Annotated in this window: 15 protein-coding genes; 5 read left to right on the top strand and 10 right to left on the bottom strand. The window is 70.6% G+C overall.

Going from position 1 to position 15178, the window contains the following annotated elements; translation table 11 throughout:
- Nucleotides 1-44: 44 nt before the first annotated feature.
- Nucleotides 45-863, bottom strand: a complete 819-nt coding sequence (locus ACZ4TW_RS17700; protein WP_465544775.1) for an aldolase/citrate lyase family protein — start codon at nt 861-863, stop codon at nt 45-47.
- Nucleotides 848-1633, bottom strand: a complete 786-nt coding sequence (gene hpaH, locus ACZ4TW_RS17695; RefSeq protein ID WP_465544773.1) for a 2-oxo-hept-4-ene-1,7-dioate hydratase — start codon at nt 1631-1633, stop codon at nt 848-850. The genes ACZ4TW_RS17700 and hpaH overlap by 16 nt, the downstream gene beginning before the upstream one ends.
- A gap of 150 nt (nt 1634-1783) precedes the next feature.
- On the opposite strand from hpaH, the gene ACZ4TW_RS17690 reads away from it, so the two are divergent.
- Complete coding sequence (locus tag ACZ4TW_RS17690) at nt 1784-3163, top strand: MFS transporter (protein WP_465544771.1); 1380 nt, start codon at nt 1784-1786, stop codon at nt 3161-3163.
- A 241-nt stretch (nt 3164-3404) separates the two neighbouring features.
- Here the strand turns inward: ACZ4TW_RS17690 and ACZ4TW_RS17685 are convergent, their stop codons facing one another.
- The 3 genes from ACZ4TW_RS17685 to ACZ4TW_RS17675 form a co-directional block, all read right to left on the bottom strand.
- Nucleotides 3405-3662, bottom strand: a complete 258-nt coding sequence (locus tag ACZ4TW_RS17685; RefSeq protein WP_465544769.1) for a type II toxin-antitoxin system RelE family toxin — start codon at nt 3660-3662, stop codon at nt 3405-3407.
- Nucleotides 3659-3907, bottom strand: a complete 249-nt coding sequence (locus ACZ4TW_RS17680; protein WP_465544768.1) for a type II toxin-antitoxin system Phd/YefM family antitoxin — start codon at nt 3905-3907, stop codon at nt 3659-3661. The genes ACZ4TW_RS17685 and ACZ4TW_RS17680 overlap by 4 nt, the downstream gene beginning before the upstream one ends.
- Nucleotides 3908-4048: 141 nt before the next feature.
- The gene (locus ACZ4TW_RS17675) at nt 4049-4384 is read right to left on the bottom strand and encodes a hypothetical protein (RefSeq protein ID WP_465544767.1); all 336 of its coding nucleotides are present in this window, start codon (nt 4382-4384) and stop codon (nt 4049-4051) included.
- 285 nt (nt 4385-4669) lie between these two features.
- Here ACZ4TW_RS17675 and ACZ4TW_RS17670 point away from each other — a divergent pair, with 285 nt between their 5' ends.
- Nucleotides 4670-4897: a hypothetical protein gene (locus tag ACZ4TW_RS17670; protein WP_465544765.1), complete on the top strand. Its 228-nt coding sequence runs from the start codon at nt 4670-4672 to the stop codon at nt 4895-4897.
- 192 nt (nt 4898-5089) lie between these two features.
- Here the strand turns inward: ACZ4TW_RS17670 and ACZ4TW_RS17665 are convergent, their stop codons facing one another.
- Both ACZ4TW_RS17665 and ACZ4TW_RS17660 read right to left on the bottom strand, forming a co-directional pair.
- A complete protein-coding gene (locus tag ACZ4TW_RS17665) occupies nt 5090-6757 on the bottom strand; it encodes a thiamine pyrophosphate-binding protein (RefSeq protein WP_465544763.1) in 1668 nt (555 codons plus the stop codon).
- 148 nt (nt 6758-6905) lie between these two features.
- Nucleotides 6906-7868: an AraC-like ligand-binding domain-containing protein gene (locus ACZ4TW_RS17660; RefSeq protein WP_465544761.1), complete on the bottom strand. Its 963-nt coding sequence runs from the start codon at nt 7866-7868 to the stop codon at nt 6906-6908.
- 209 nt (nt 7869-8077) lie between these two features.
- Here ACZ4TW_RS17660 and ACZ4TW_RS17655 point away from each other — a divergent pair, with 209 nt between their 5' ends.
- A complete protein-coding gene (locus ACZ4TW_RS17655; protein WP_465544759.1) occupies nt 8078-9616 on the top strand; it encodes an APC family permease in 1539 nt (512 codons plus the stop codon).
- 5 nt (nt 9617-9621) lie between these two features.
- On the opposite strand, the gene ACZ4TW_RS17650 is transcribed toward ACZ4TW_RS17655, so the two are convergent.
- Nucleotides 9622-10203 carry a hypothetical protein gene (locus tag ACZ4TW_RS17650; RefSeq protein WP_465544757.1) on the bottom strand — a complete coding sequence of 194 codons (582 nt, stop codon included), beginning with the start codon at nt 10201-10203 and terminating at the stop codon, nt 9622-9624.
- Between the two features lie 78 nt (nt 10204-10281).
- Here ACZ4TW_RS17650 and ACZ4TW_RS17645 point away from each other — a divergent pair, with 78 nt between their 5' ends.
- The gene (locus ACZ4TW_RS17645; RefSeq protein WP_465544817.1) at nt 10282-12351 is read left to right on the top strand and encodes a primary-amine oxidase; all 2070 of its coding nucleotides are present in this window, start codon (nt 10282-10284) and stop codon (nt 12349-12351) included.
- A 140-nt stretch (nt 12352-12491) separates the two neighbouring features.
- Here the strand turns inward: ACZ4TW_RS17645 and ACZ4TW_RS17640 are convergent, their stop codons facing one another.
- Nucleotides 12492-13079, bottom strand: coding sequence for a TetR/AcrR family transcriptional regulator (locus tag ACZ4TW_RS17640; RefSeq protein WP_465544755.1), 588 nt, complete (start codon nt 13077-13079; stop codon nt 12492-12494).
- Nucleotides 13080-13184: 105 nt separating this feature from the next.
- Complete coding sequence (locus tag ACZ4TW_RS17635) at nt 13185-14624, bottom strand: aldehyde dehydrogenase family protein (RefSeq protein WP_465544753.1); 1440 nt, start codon at nt 14622-14624, stop codon at nt 13185-13187.
- Between the two features lie 138 nt (nt 14625-14762).
- Between ACZ4TW_RS17635 and ACZ4TW_RS17630 the strand changes: the two genes are divergently transcribed.
- Nucleotides 14763-15065 carry a hypothetical protein gene (locus tag ACZ4TW_RS17630; RefSeq protein WP_465544751.1) on the top strand — a complete coding sequence of 101 codons (303 nt, stop codon included), beginning with the start codon at nt 14763-14765 and terminating at the stop codon, nt 15063-15065.
- The last annotated feature ends 113 nt before the right edge of the window (nt 15066-15178 follow it).

Raw genomic sequence — 15178 nt, 5'->3', positions numbered from 1 at the left:
TATCTGAAATCGTATACGATCTGGCCCGGTGGTGCAAGGGGTCGTCAGTAGGAGGCGCGGGGCGCGCCATCCGTCGGGCCGGTCTCGCCGATGAACCGGTCGGCCAGCGCCTCGGACGCCCGCGCCAGGATCGCGACGTCGGCGCCCACCGCGACGAACGACGCGCCCTCCGCGAGGTACCGCTCGGCCTCCTCGGGCACGAACGCGTTGACGCCCGCAGGCTTGCCGGCCCGGGCCGCCGCGCGCAGGGCCGTGAGCACGGCCTCGACCACATCGGGGTGGGATGGCTCGCCGAGCCGTCCCATCGACGCGGCCAGGTCGGCGGGCCCGACGAAGATGGCGTCGACGCCGTCGACCGCCAGGATCTCATCGACGGCCGCGACCGCGGCAGCCGACTCGACCTGCACCGTGAGGCTGATGGTCGAGGACGCCGCCCCCAGGTACCCGGGCACGCGGTTCCAGCGCGACGAGCGAGCGAGCGACGCGCCGACGCCGCGCACGCCGCCTGACGGGTACCGGATGGCGCGCACGAGCTCGGTCGCGTGCGCCGCCGAGTCGACCATGGGCACGAGCAGGTTCTGCGCGCCGAGGTCGAGCACCTGCTTGATGATCACCGTGTCGCCGATCGGCACGCGCACCACGGGCGCAACCGGGTAGGCCGATACCGCGTAGAGCTGCGCGAGGATCGACTCGAGCCCGTTTGGGGAGTGCTCGGCGTCGATGAGCACCCAGTCGACGCCGCTGCCGGCGGTGATCTCGGCCATGATCGGGCTGCCCGAGCACACCCAGAGGCCCACCTGGGGGCGGTCGGCGGCGGTGAGGCGCGCGGCGAAGGACTCGGGCAGGTTCACGCGAATCGGCACGTGATCGCTCCCAGGGGTCCGTACTCGGCGTGGACGGTGTCGCCGCGCTCGACCCACATGGGGCGCGTGAACGAACCGGCGAGGATGATCTCGCCGGCCTCGAGCGACTGGTCGTGCTGGGCGAGCTTGTCGGCGAGCCAGGCGACGCCCATGGCGGGGTGTCCGAGCACGGCGCCGGCGACGCCCGACTCCTCGATGGTCTCGTTGCGGTAGAGCAGCGCGGAGACCCAGCGGAGGTCGACCGCGTCGGGTTTCACGGGCGTGCCGCCGACGACCATGGCGCCCATCGCCGCGTTGTCGGAGATCGTGTCGACGATCGTGCGGCCCTGCAACTCGATGTGCGAGTTCAGGATCTCGAGCGCCGGCACGACGTAGGCCGTCGCGTCGAGCACGTCGAAGATCGTCGTGCCGGGGCCCTGGAGCGGCTTCGCGAGCACGAAGGCGAGCTCGACCTCGATCCGCACGTTCGAGAACCGGTCGAACTCGACGACCGACCCGCTCTCGTAGACCATGTCGTCGAGGATCACGCCGTAGTCGGGCTCGGTGATGCCGGTGGCGACCTGCATGACCTTCGAGGTCAGCCCGATCTTCCGGCCGACGAGGCGGCGGCCGCCCTCGACCGCGCGCTCGGCCCAGAGCCGCTGCACCGCGTAGGCATCGTCGACGGTCATGCCGGGGTTGCGGGCGGTGAGGAGCGGGACGGTCGTGCGGTCGCGATCGGCTGCGGTCAACTCGTCGGCGATCTCCGCGATCCGTGCTGGGTCGAGCATGTCTCTCCACTCCGTCGTCGAGGTCTGGGGTGATCCTATGGGAAATCCTGATCACATTTGGTATCTGAAATCATATACGATACTCTCCGAACCTGCCCCACGGGGCGGCATCCACCCATCCGCGGACCGACAGAGGAGTCGAATCCCGCCATGACCGCGACATCCGGAACCGAGTTCCACGCCACGACGCGACCGCACGAGCTGCGCCGCGTCGCCTTCGCCACCGTGATCGGCACGACCATCGAGTGGTACGACTTCTTCCTCTACGCCAGCGCCGCGGGCCTCGTGTTCGGCGCGCTGTTCTTCGCGCCGGCCGGGCCGCAGTTCGCGACCATCCTCGCGTTCGCGACCGTGGGCATCAGCTTCCTGTTCCGGCCGCTGGGCGCCTTCCTCGCCGGGCACTTCGGCGACCGGATCGGCCGCAAGGCGATGCTCGTGATCACGCTGATCCTGATGGGCGCGGCGACCACGCTGATCGGCGTGCTTCCCACCTACGAGCAGATCGGCATGGCCGCGCCCATGCTCCTGATCCTCCTCCGCATCCTCCAGGGCCTGTCGACCGGCGGCGAGTGGGGCGGCGCCGTGCTCATGGCCGTCGAGCACTCGCCCGATGGCAAGCGCGGCCGCTTCGGCGCGTTCCCGCAGATCGGCGTGCCGATCGGGCTCCTCCTCGCCTCGGGCGTACTCGCGCTCATGACCGGCGTCATCTCGCCCGGCGATGCGTTCCTCGAGTGGGGCTGGCGCATCCCGTTCCTGCTGAGCTTCGTGCTCATCATCGTCGGAATCGTCGTGCGGCGAGCGGTCGACGAGAGCCCGGTCTTCCAGGAGCTCGCCGCCAAGAAGGAGAAGGCGAAGACCCCGATCCTGACGCTCTTCCGCAAGCACTGGCTGCTGGTCCTGCTCGCGGCGCTCACCTTCGCCGGCAACAACGCCGCCGGCTACATGACCACGGGCGGGTACCTGCAGAATTACGCGACCATGCCCGTCGAGGACGGTGGTCTGGTCGGCATGGAGCGCACCCCCGTGCTGCTCGCCGTCGCGGGCGCGTCGATCGTCTGGCTCATCACCACCTTCGCGGCGGGCGCCGTCTCCGACCGCATCGGCCGGAAGAACACGTACATCATCGGCTGGATCGCGTTCCTCGCGACCGTGTTCCTGCTCTTCCCGCTGACCGACACAGGCAACCCCTGGCTGCTCTTCCTCGGTGTCTCGCTGTTCGCGATCGGCAACGGCTTCACGTACGGCCAGCAGGCCGCGTACTTCACCGAGCTGTTTCCGGCCTCGATCCGCTACTCGGGCGTCTCGATCACGTACGCGATCGGCGCCATCCTCGGCGGCGCATTCGCGCCCACGATCGCGGCCTGGCTCGTGGCGTCGACCGGCACCGCGACCTCGGTGGCGTTCTACATCGCCGGTGTCATGGTGATCGCCTTCATCGCGACGCTCCTCCTGCGCGACCGCACCGGCATCCCGCTCGGTCCCGATCACGAGGCCGAGCAGTCGGAGCGCCACTTCATGTGGGAGACGTAGCGCCGGGCGGTTCTCGCACGTTCGCCACGACGAACGCGAACTCGTAGACCGCCGACGGTGCTGGCCGGCCCCGGCCCGCTGATACCCCATGACCATCCGCCATGGCACGAAGGCAGCAGGCCGACTCGCGCCACGATCGTCCCAGAACTCGAGCCCGGTCGGCGTGCTCAAGATGACGGAAACGCGCTATGGGCCGAAGTGTGAAGCCACGCACGATCGCTCAGTGGGACGATGCGGCGGCTCAGCGGTCGTAGACGTCGCGGCGGTGCCCGAGGGTGACGACCACGACCAACAGCACGTCGTCGTGGACGGTGTAGATGATGCGGTAGTTGCCCACGCGCACCCTGAGGCCGTCTCGGCCTTGGAGCGCCTTCGCTCCAGGCGGGCGCGGATCTTGGCCGAGCAGCGCGATCGCACCGCGGATGCGATCGCGGTCCTTGTGGTCGATGCGCTTGAGCGCTCGGATGGCGGCGGGTCGGAGTTCGATCCGGTAGCTCACTCCCAGCCCAGGTCCTTCTTGACCTGGTCCCAGGGGATGTTCTCGCCTTCTTCGGCCATCGCTTCATCGAAGGCGGCTGCGTCCTCGGCGTCTTCGAGCGCCTCGAGCATGCGCTCGTATCGCTCTGGGCTCACCACGACCGCGGCGCGCTGGCCGCGCCGTTCGATGAAGACCGCTTCATGCTGGGAACGGGCGATCACGTCCGACAGGTGGCTGCGGGCGTCTGCGACGCTGACACTGGACATACCGCGATTGTACATTCCAAGCGCCGCGATGTACATGCCCGTGCCGTCGCCTTTGAGGATCCTTCACGTGAGCACCTGATGATCGAAGTCAGATCGGCGCGCCAGCGCAGGCCCCAGCAACAACGTCGGATCTCCAGTCGGCTAGATCAATTCTCCGCGTCTGACGCGTTCGAGCCGACGTCGCCGAACCTGTCGCGGGATTCGATGCTCACCGGCGTGACGCAGCACTGCACCGGTCTGAGGATCGATCTCGTCGAGATTGCGGCGGCCCAAGCGCAGGGTTGTATAGCCCGCCGCTGTCTCGCGCTTCACCGCGCGTTCAAACATGACGCCGGAAATCCACAACCCCAGCATCACGCCGCCAACGACCAAAGGCACAACCCACAGCCAGGGCACATCGTCATCGTGAAGAAGAAGCAACCCGAGTAGGGCGAGGACCACCTGAGCGGCCGCGGCGCCGATGAAGCAGAGCGCCACGATCGAAGCCGTGTGGGCTGTGGGTCGCCGGAGCGTCAACCGAGGTCCATTCGTCAATCGGGAAGCAGTACAGGAACTAAGTATCGACGACCATGGCGGATCCGGAGGCCTCACGCTCGCTGGCGACCCCTACGTTCGATCATTGGCGACTGCGATGCTGCAAGCCCAATAGCCGGTCCGCCGGCGCCGCACGCGCCACCCGTCCGTCGACGTGCATTCGATCGCAGACCGGGCTTTCCTTGCAGCGACTTTGAAGCCGAGCTTCCGTAATAGCCTGACGAAGCGATGATCCTCTTCGCACTGATCACCGTCTTCGATCTCGTTGTCTCAGTCCTGCTCGTAGTTGCCCCCGGCCGGGTAAACGACGTGCTCGATGCGATCCAGCACCGCGTGCTTGGGCAGGGCCGGGGGGTCATGCTCTCGAACGGGCTGCTGCGGGCGGTCGGCCTGTTCGGCCTACTGCTGTCCTTCGTTTTCGTTGCCGGCCTGGTCGGCTACGTCCTCGCCCGATAGCCGGTCGCTCAACGTTCGTTCGGTGATCCGCGGCGAACGCCGGCTCCACGCAGACGGTGAGGTACGGAAGACCCGCGCGGTGAAACGCAAGTTGGCGGTGCCGCGAACGGATCGCACGGTGAGCGGTCGTTTCTGCGCGCGGATCTCGGTACGGCGGTTGCGACCCTGCTCGGTCGATGGCGAGCGAGGTCCTCAGTCGCGCGGCGCCGAGTTCACGCGCAGGATCTCCTCCTGGTAGGGCGCGGTGACCGTGTCGGAGATGCGGCAGTCGAGCAGCAGGAATCGGCGCTGGTCGACCGGATCGGCCGCCCACGCGGCGAGCCGTTCGAGGTCGGCGAGCTCCCGCACGACGACGCCCTCGGCGCCGACGGCCGTCGCGAGCGCGGCGAAGTCGGTCTCGGGGATGCGCATCGGTGGCTCGGCGAGGCCCCTGCGTCCGTAGAGGTGGATCTCGGCGCCGTAGGCGGCGTCGTTCCAGACCACGGCGATGCCCCGCCCGCCAGCGGTGCGGACGGCGGTCTCGAGGTCGGCGATCGCCATGAGGCCCCCGCCGTCGCCGGTGGTCAGCACGATGGTGGCCTCGGGCTTCGCGGCGGCCGCGCCCGCGACGCTCGGGAACCCGAGGCCGATCGACTGGAACGCCGTGCCGATCATCATCATGCGGTCGGGCGACGCGACCGGCCAGTGCATGTTCGCCCAGCCGATGAAGTGCCCGCCGTCGGAGACGACCACGCGGTCCTCGGGCAGCAGTTCGCCGAGGCGCGCGGCGACGGTGCGCGGGTCGAGGCGTCCGTCGGCCTCGATGACGCCGACGCCGGCGTCGTGCGCCAGCAGCGGAGCGAGAGCGACCGAGTCGCGCCATCCGGAGCCTGACGCGCCGAGCGCCGCGAGCTCGTCGACCAGCGCGCGCGCCACGACCGCCGCGTCGGCCTGGATGAAGGCGCCGACGTTCGGGTGCGTCGCCGCCGGCCCCACGTCGACCTGCGCGACGTTCGTGCCCGGTGCGAACAGCTCGCCGAAGCGCATCGTGAACTGGTTGAGCGACGCGCCGAACACGACCGCGACGTCGGCCTCGCGGATGAGCTCCATCGCACCCTCGGCGCCGAAGCCGCCGGTCACGCCGAGGTCGTACCGCGCGTCGGGGAAGACGCCGCGGCCGAGCGCCGTCGTCGCGGTGATCGCTCCGGTCGCGTCGGCGAGGGCGCCGAGCGCGTCGCCGGCGCCCGCGAGCCACGCGCCGCGGCCGGCGAGGAGCAGCGGGCGCCGGGCGCCCGCCAGCCGCTGCGCGAGGTCGGCGACGGCGCGCGCCGCGAACGCCCCGCGCGGCGCGAGCGGCGCGGGCACGCGCGGCTCCGGCGCCGGCGGCACCTCGCCCGCCTCGAGCGCGGCGACGTCGTAGGGGATCGCGAGCACCGTCGGCACGCGGTAGGTCAGGGCGTGCTCGACGGCGATGACCGTGGTGGCCGCGGCATCCGCTCGCCCGACGGTATAGGTGCGGGCCCCGACGGCCGACGCGAGCGCGATCTGGTCGACGTCCCAGGGCCGCGGGCCCGACGTCGGCTCGTCGCCGACGACGAGCACGAGCGGCACGCGCGCCTGCACGGCCTCCGCGAGCGCGGTCAGCGTATTGGTGAACCCGGCGCCGTACGTCGCGGTCGCCGCGGCGAGTCGGTTCGAGGCGCGGAAGTGCGCGTCGGCCGCGACGACGCCGCCCGCCTCGTGGCGCACGGCGGTGAAGGTCGCGCCGGTCTCGCGCTCGAGCGCGTCGAGGAAGTAGGCGTTGCCGTTGCCCATGACGCCGAAGACGTGGTCGACGTGGGTGGCGAGGGTGCGCGCGACGTGCGCGGAGACGGTGGGCATGGCGAAGCCTTTCGAGACGTGACGGATGGCGGGGTTCCGTATGTGTCTCGCGGCCGACGCCGGCATCGGCGACGCTTCGCGCCCATTTTTCGAGCGCCGGCGCCGCCTCGGAGGAGGGCGCCTGGACGCGACGAGTATACCGGCGGCGTCAGCCCGCGATCGCCCGCGCACGCACCGCCGACGGCGGCTCGCCGAACTCGGCGCGGAACGCGCGGCTGAAGTGCGCGGCATCCGGGAAGCCCCAACGGCCGGCCACCTCGCTCACGGGCCGGTGCGCGGCGAGCGGGTCGACCAGCTCCCGCCGGCAGCGGTCCAGTCGGCGCGCCCGGATCCAGCTCGAGACCGTGAGGCCCTCCTCGTGGAAGATCGCGTGCAGGTGCCGCGTCGAGATGAAGTGCGCGGCCGCGATCGTCGAGGGGTTCAGATCGGGCAGCGGCAGGTGCTCGTCGATGTAGGCCTGCACCCGCCGCAGCATCGGACGGTGCGGCTTGTCGGCGTCACGCGCGAGGTCGAGCTGCTGCGCGTACATGGTCGTGACGAGGTCGACCGCGTTCCGCGCGAGCCGCGCGCCCACCGGGCCGTCGAGCTCGTCGAGCTGCCCGGCGAGGCCGCCGAGGAATCCCGAGACCACGCGCGCGAGGCCGTGCTCGCCGGTCAGCGTGGTGGCGGTCATGCTGCGTACCGCCTCGGTCGGCAGCTCGATGAGGCGGTGCGGCACCATGAGCACGGCCGTGCTGAAGCGCTCCTCGAACACGAGCGAGTACGGCGTGTTCGTGTCGTAGATGGCCAGGTCGCCGGGGCGCACGACCGCCTCGCGTCCGTCCTGGATGAGCAGGCCCGTGCCCGAGAGCTGCAGCCCGAGCTTGAAGTACCGCTGCTCCTTGCGGGCGACGAGTGCGCGCGTGCGCTGGATGACATGGGCGTCGGCGGTCACGACCGAGAGGTGGACGTCGTCGGATGCCGCGGTGCGGACCTCGCCGCGGAACGGCTCAGGGCGATCGGACTCCACGCGCAGCGGCACGAAGGACTGCGACACGACCGCGCTGAACTGGGTGAAGTCGAGCGGCGCGGTCGGGGCGGGGGCGGCGGATGTCTCGGTGACGTGGGGCACGGCGTGACCTCGGTCTTCCTCCGGACCTCGTCGTCCGGCACAAGTCCGGTAATTCTACGCCTGTAGGGACAAAAGCGACAGGTCGACGTGCATCCGGGGACAAGCGGCGTTCGCGCTCGGACAACCGGCCGGGCAGGTGCGAGACGATGATGGCGGGCATCGTGCGAGGCTGCCCCGGCTTCGCTCCGACCCAACGAAGGGCTCCTGCCATGACCTCAGCGCCGACGATGCCGCCGCCGACGACGACCGGTGACCTCGGTCATCGCCGCCTCGGCGTGCCATCCGTCACCTTCATGATCATCGCGGCCTCGGCGCCGCTCACCGTCGTCGCGGGTGGCGTGACCACGACCTTCGCGGTGACCGGCGTCATCGGCGTGCCGCTGTCGTTCATCCTGCTGGCGGCCGCGCTCGCCGTGTTCGCCGTCGGCTACGCGGCGATGAGCCGGTACGTCACGAACGCCGGCGCATTCTACGCGTACATCGCGCAGGGCCTCGGCCGGCCGTTCGGGGTGGGCGCGTCGCTCGTCGCGCTCGTCGCCTACAACGCCATGCAGATCGGCATCTACGGCCTGTTCGGGTTCCAGACGTCGATGTTCATCGAGGCCAAGCTCGGCATCGTCACGCCCTGGTGGCTGTGGATCCTCGTCTGCATCGCGATCGTCGGCATCCTCGGCGTGAATCGCGTCGACCTCTCGGCGAAGGTGCTCGGCGCGCTCGTCGCGCTCGAGTTCGTCGCCGTCCTCGTCTTCGACCTGGTCGCACTCGCGGTGGCGCCCGAGGGGCTCAGCACCGAAGCGCTGCAGCCGTCGAACCTCTTCGTGCCCGGTGTCGGCGCGGTGCTCGCATTCGGCATCGCCGCGTTCATGGGCTTCGAGTCGGCCGCCATCTACGGCGAGGAGGCGAAGGACCCGAAGCGCACGGTCGCCCGGGCCACCTATTCGGCCGTCGCGATCATCGGCGTCTTCTATGCGTTCAGCGCGTGGGCCTTCACGGTCGGCATCGGCCCGTCGCAGATCGTCGAGGCGTCGGCGACCGCCGGACCCGACCTCATGTTCGCGTTCATGGGCGAGCACGCCCCGCTCATCATCAGCGACATCATGCAGGTGCTCTTCCTGACGAGCCTCTTCGCGGCGCTGCAGTCGTTCCACAACGCGGTCGCGCGCTACCTGTACTCGCTGGGCCGCGAGGGCGTGCTGCATCGCGGACTGGGCGCGGTGCGGGCCGGATCGCGCGCACCGTGGGCCGGATCGGTCGCCCAGAGCGTCATCGCGCTCGTCGTGACGCTCGCATTCGTGATCGCGGGGGAGGGGCTCGGCCTCAAGGCCGACTTCGCGCCCGTCGAGTTCCTCTACCCGGTGCTCACGATGTTCACCTGGCTCACCAACACCGGCGCCATGGGGCTCGTGCTGCTCATGGGTATCATCGCGATCGCCGTGATCGGCTTCTTCCGTCGCGACCGACGCGGCGTGAGCACCTGGGCGGCCGTCGTCGCGCCGGCCATCGCCGCGATCGTGCTGTTCACGGTGTTCGGTCTCATCGTGGCGAACTTCGACGTGCTGCTCGGCCAGGCCGAGCCGTCGGCGCTCACCTTCGTGCTCCCGGCCCTGCTCATCGTGCCCGGGATCCTCGGGGTGATCTGGGCGTTCGTGCTGCGCCGCCGCGATCCCGAGCTGTATCGCAGCATCGGCCACGGCATCGAGGAGGCCGAAGCCGCCGCGTTCGACCACGAGCCGCACCGCGGGATCTGACGACGCTAGCCGAGCGCGGCGAGCACGCCCGGAACGGCCATGGCGGCGAGCATGACGGTCGTGCTCGCCGCCTCGGCCGCGTGGCGGGCCGCGCCGGGAACGGTGCGCTCGGGCCGGATGCCGCGTGCGGGCCGGGCGGCGCGGAGCCCGTCGGCGACGAGCCATCCGCCGAACGCGGTCATCGCGATCGCCGCGGCGACGAATGCGAGGCCGCCGCCGGCAGGATCGGGGTGCACGTGGCCGCCGGCCTCGATCGCGGCGACGGGCGCGCTGCCGGCGGCCGCGAGCCCCCACGCCCCGACGATGAAGGCGAGGGCTCGGTGGAGCGCGCTCCGGCGTGCACCGCTCGAGCGCACGGAGTGTGCGCCGTGGGTGGGCCGCAGGCGGGCGCCCAGCGCGATGCCGAACCCGGCGAGGGCCGCCGTCCAGCCGAGCTCCGGCACCATCCGGATCAGCGCCATGTCGACCATCGCGGCGAGCATGCAGGCGGATGCCACGAGGTCGAGCGCCGTGCGACGGCCCCCGATCGCGCAGGCAGCACCGCCCAGTGCGCCGACCAGCATCGCGCCGTGTGCGAGTTCGCTCATCTCCGGACTTCCCTGTCTCGTGATTGCGAGCTATATTACTCAACAAACGTAGAGAAAAAAGGATCCAGCATGACGACGATGTCTGCCGAACAGGCCCACCACTCCCACGAGCACCACGCGCAGACCGCCGCGGCTGCCGCGACAGGCTCCGCCGATCCCCTCCGCGGCCTCGACGCCGACGAGATCGTCGCGACCCGCGAGATCCTCGCCGCCGCGGGACTCGTCGCCGAGACCACGCGCTTCGTCTACGTCGGCGTCGACGAGCCCGACAAGGCCGACGTGCTCGCCGGGGGCGACCTGCCCCGCGTCATCCGCGCCCTGCTGCTCGACCAGGCCACGGGCGCCGCGCACGACGCGCGCGTCTCCCTCACCGACCGCGCCGTGCTCCGCGCCGACGAGATCGACGGCGCCGAGGGCCAGCTCCCGATCCTCGACGTCGAGTTCGAGGCCATCTCCGACCTGCTCGGCGCAGAGACGGAGTGGCACGCGGCGCTCGCCAAGCGCGGCATCACGCACGACCAGGTCGCGCTCGCGCCGCTGTCGGCCGGTCAGTACGGCTTCGAGGACGAGCGCGGGCGCCGCGTCATCCGCGTGCTCGCCTTCATGCGGCAGTACGAGCAGGACCACTGCTGGGCGCACCCGGTCGACGGCCTGTGCGCCTACGTCGACATGGTCGAGGGCCGCATGTTCAAGCTGGTCGACCACAAGGTGTACGAGATCCCCGCCGAGGGCGGCAACTTCGACGACCCCGAGGTGCAGGGCGCTCCGCTCGACACGCTCAAGCCCATCGCGATCACCCAGCCCGAGGGGCCGAGCTTCACGGTCGAGGGCGACGCCGTGTCGTGGGCGAACTGGCGGTTCTCGATCGCGTTCGACGCGCGCGAAGGGCTCGTGCTGCGTCGCATCCGCTACGTCGACGCCGACCAGGGCGGCACCGAGCGCGACATCATCTACCGCGCCTCGATCGCCGAGATGGTCGTGCCATACGGCGACCCGTCGCCCGCGCGGTTCTGGCAGAACTACTTCGACACCGGCGAGTACGTCTTCGGCCGGTACGCCAACTCGCTCGTGCTCGGCTGCGACTGCCTCGGCGAGATCCGCTACTTCGACGCGACGCTCGCCGACGAGTTCGGCAACCCCCGCGTCATCCCGAACGCGATCTGCATGCACGAGGAGGACTACGGCACCCTCTGGAAGCACACCGACATCTACACGGGCTCGAACGAGGTGCGCCGCCAGCGCCGCCTCGTGATCAGCTTCTTCACGACCGTCGGCAACTACGACTATGGCTTCTACTGGTACCTCTACCTCGACGGCACCATCGAGTGCGAGGCGAAGCTCACCGGCGTGCTGTTCACCTCGGCGTTCGACCCCGAGGCGGGCGACCACGCCAGCCAGGTCGCGCCCGGGCTGGGCGCCCCATACCACCAGCACCTGTTCAGCGCGCGCCTCGACATGATGGTCGACGGCGTCGCGAACGCGGTCGACGAGGTTGACGCCGTGCGCGTGCCGATGGGCGAGGGCAACGAGTACGGCAACGCGTTCACGAAGCGCCGCACCCGACTCAGCACCGAGTCCGAGGGCGTGCGCGACGCCGACCTCAGCGTCGGCCGGGCATGGCACATCGTGAACACCGAGAAGACGAACCGGCTCGGCCAGCCCGTCGCCTACGAGCTGCTCGCGCAGGGGCTGCCGACGCTCATGGCCGACCCCGAGTCGGTCATCGCCAAACGCGCCGGCTTCACGCGCAACCACCTCTGGGTCACGCGCTACGCGCAGGACGAGCGCTACCCCGCGGGCGACCTCGTGAACCAGAACCCCGGCGGCGACGGCCTGCCGCGCTACACCGCGGCCGACCGCTCGATCGACGGCGAGGACCTCGTGCTCTGGCACACGTTCGGCCCGACGCACTTCCCGCGCGTCGAGGATTGGCCGGTCATGCCGGTCGACTACGCGAAGTTCACGCTCAAGCCGTACGGCTTCTTCGACCGCAACCCCACGCTGAACGTGCCGTCGTCCGAGTCGATGGGCATGGCCTGCCACGCGGATGGCGCGGGGCACGGCTCGCACGACCACGGGCACGGGCACGACGGGCACGAGCATCACGGCTACGGTCCGACCTACGGCGGTTCCTCACACGGGCACTGATCACCCGCCCGTCCAGCACGGCGGAGATACGATCCGGCGCGCCGGTCCCCGGCAGGGATCACCGGTGCGCCGGATCGTATATCCGCGGAGATGAACCAGGGGCGGATGGCGCGAGGAGCGCCATCCGCCCCTCGCCGCGTTCAGCGCAGCAGGTCGAGGTAGCCGTCGAGCAGGCTCGTGAGGCGTTCGGGCGACGATGTGCCGGGCGAGACCACGGCGACCACCTGCACGCCGTCGAGCAGCGCCATGAAGAGGTCGGTCACGCGCGCGACATCCACGTCGTCCCGGATCTCGCCGAGGCGCTTGGCCGTCTCGAGGTGGTCTGCGATCTCGCCGCGCCACTGCTGCATCGTGCGCTCGTGGAGCTCGAGCAGCTCGGGCTCGTTGGCCGCGTACTCCCAGAACGGGATGACGATGCGCGCCTCGAGCAGCCGCTCCTCGTCGAGCGGGAAGATCTGCAGCATGAGGGCGCGCAGCGCGGCGAGGCCCTCGAGGTCGGCGCGCACTGCGGCGAAGCGCTCGTTGGTCGCCTCGAAGACGTGCTCGAACGTCGCCCCGATCAACTCCTCCTTGTTGCGGAAGTAGGGGAACAGCCCGCCGTTCGCGACCCCCGACGCCTTCGCGATCTCGCGCATCGTCGTCGCGCGGAACCCCTTCGCGGCGATGAGCCGCCACGTCGCGTGCACGATCGAGAGACGGCGCTCATCGTGGTCGACGATCTTCGGCATTGGCCTCTCCCGGATGTCGGTGCGCTCGCCTCCACGATACGGCGAACGACGACGGCGGCCGCCCGGTGGATCCCGGGCGGCCGCCGTGTCGGAACGGACGGATCGTCAGCCGTTGATCACCTGCGGCACGCCGAGCGCCTTGAGGCCCTCGACCCCGAACTCGAGCCCGTAGCCCGACTGCTTCGCGCCGCCGAACGGCACCATCGGGTGCACCGCGCCGTGCGAGTTGATCCACACCGTGCCGGCGTCGATGCGCGCGGCGACGGCGCGCGCCCGGTCCCGGTCGGACGACCAGACCGAGGCGCCCAGGCCCACGTCGGTCCCGTTGGCCTTCTCGATCACCTCGTCGAGGTCGCGGTACCGGATGATCGGCAGCGCCGGGCCGAACTGCTCCTCGTCGACGAGCGGGGCGCCGTCGTGGATGTCGGCGACCAACGTCGTCGGGTAGAAGTGGCCGGGCTGCTCGCGATCGGGGTTGCCGCCGAGCAGCACGCGGGCGCCCGAGGCCTTCGCCGACTCGACGAGGCGGTCGACGATGTCGAACTGCTGCCGGTTCTGCAGCGGGCCGAGCACGTTCTGCTCGTCGAGGCCGACGCCCATCGGCATGCTGCGCGCGACGTCGACGAGCGCGTCGCACACGGCGTCGTAGACGTCCTCGTGCACGTAGAGGCGCTTCAGCGCGGCGCAGGTCTGCCCGTTGTTGATGAACGCGCCCCAGAAGAGGCCCTCGGCGATGGCCTTCGGGTCGACGTCGGGCAGCACGATGCCGGCGTCGTTGCCGCCGAGCTCGAGCGTGAGGCGCTTCACGGTGTCGGCCGAGCTGCGGATGATCGCCTTGCCCGTCGCGGTCGAGCCCGTGAACATGACCTTGCCGACCTCGGGGTGCGAGGAGAGCGCGGCGCCCACCTCGCGGCCGCCGCTGACGACCTGGAGCACGCCCTCGGGCAGCACGCTGTTGACCACGTGCACGAGCGCCAGCACGCTGAGCGGCGTGAACTCCGACGGCTTGACGACGACCGTGTTGCCCATGCGCAGCGCCGGGGCGATCTGCCAGACCGTGATCATCTGCGGCCAGTTCCACGGGCCGATCGCGCCGACGACGCCGATGGGGCGGTAGGTGAGCTCGGCGTGCGTCTGCCCGTCGTCGAAGACCACCTCGGTCTCGAGCGGCGTCGCGGCGGCGGCGCGCATCCATCCGGAGGCCCCGCCGACCTCGAAGCGCGCGTTCGGGCCGTTCAGCGGCTTGCCCTGCTCGCGCGACAGCAGGTGCGCGAGCGCCTCGGCGTTCGCGTCGATCGCGTCGGCGGCCGCGAGCAGCAGCTCGCTGCGGCGCTCGTGCCCCAGCGCCGCCCAGGCCTGCTGCGCGGCCCTGGCCGTGGCGACCGCGCGGTCGAGGTCCTCGACCGTCTGCACGGGCGCCCGGCCGATGACCTCGCCGGTCGCCGGGTCGAGGATGTCGCGGACCTCGCCCGCCTCGGGCGTGATCGCGTCGAGCAGGTCGGCGTACGGCGCCTCGAGGACGCCGGTCGGGGTGTCGATGGTCATGTCTCCTCCACATCGAGTCGTGGCCATCCACGCTATGGACGAGGGCTCGCGCGGGCTTGTCGCGGTGCGCGCCGCGGTTGACCGACCGCGCAGGGATGCACCGCGTCATCCGACGACGTCGCACGGCAGAATGGCTGGGTGAGGACCATCCAGCTGCGCCGGTACACGCTCGTCGACGGGGAATACGACGCCTTCGTGGCGTGGTGGCAGGAGTGGATGCCGCGCGTACGCTCCGAGGCGGGCTTCACGATCGAGTTCGCGTACGGCATCCGCGAGGCCGATCAGTTCGTGTGGGCCGTCAGCGCGCCCGGCGACGCCGACGCGTTCCGCGTGCGCGAGCAGGAGTACCTCACGTCGGACGCCCGGGCGGCGGCCTTCGACGGCGTGCCGCAGCGCGTCGCGATCTACGACATCGCGCTCGTCGACGACGCCGTCGGCTGAGCCGGCTCGCGTCGCGGGGCCGGCCCGGCCCGTCGACGTCGAGTACACTGGCAGCGGCCCGAGGTACCACCGTGTACGCCCTTCCCGCTCACTGGGGCCGATACCATGCTGAA

This window comes from Agromyces sp. NPDC029043 (genome assembly GCF_055564615.1).
Note: the sequence above shows the minus strand (reverse complement) of the source record. Positions and strands in the feature narration are given on the sequence as shown.

Coding starts and splice junctions, on each gene's coding strand:
- hpaH (WP_465544773.1), bottom strand. CDS start 1,633: ATGCTCGACCCAGCACGGATCGCGGAGATCGCCGACGAGTTGACCGCA.
- ACZ4TW_RS17690 (WP_465544771.1), top strand. CDS start 1,784: ATGACCGCGACATCCGGAACCGAGTTCCACGCCACGACGCGACCGCAC.
- ACZ4TW_RS17680 (WP_465544768.1), bottom strand. CDS start 3,907: ATGTCCAGTGTCAGCGTCGCAGACGCCCGCAGCCACCTGTCGGACGTG.
- ACZ4TW_RS17670 (WP_465544765.1), top strand. CDS start 4,670: ATGATCCTCTTCGCACTGATCACCGTCTTCGATCTCGTTGTCTCAGTC.
- ACZ4TW_RS17665 (WP_465544763.1), bottom strand. CDS start 6,757: ATGCCCACCGTCTCCGCGCACGTCGCGCGCACCCTCGCCACCCACGTC.
- ACZ4TW_RS17655 (WP_465544759.1), top strand. CDS start 8,078: ATGACCTCAGCGCCGACGATGCCGCCGCCGACGACGACCGGTGACCTC.
- ACZ4TW_RS17650 (WP_465544757.1), bottom strand. CDS start 10,203: ATGAGCGAACTCGCACACGGCGCGATGCTGGTCGGCGCACTGGGCGGT.
- ACZ4TW_RS17645 (WP_465544817.1), top strand. CDS start 10,282: ATGTCTGCCGAACAGGCCCACCACTCCCACGAGCACCACGCGCAGACC.
- ACZ4TW_RS17640 (WP_465544755.1), bottom strand. CDS start 13,079: ATGCCGAAGATCGTCGACCACGATGAGCGCCGTCTCTCGATCGTGCAC.
- ACZ4TW_RS17635 (WP_465544753.1), bottom strand. CDS start 14,624: ATGACCATCGACACCCCGACCGGCGTCCTCGAGGCGCCGTACGCCGAC.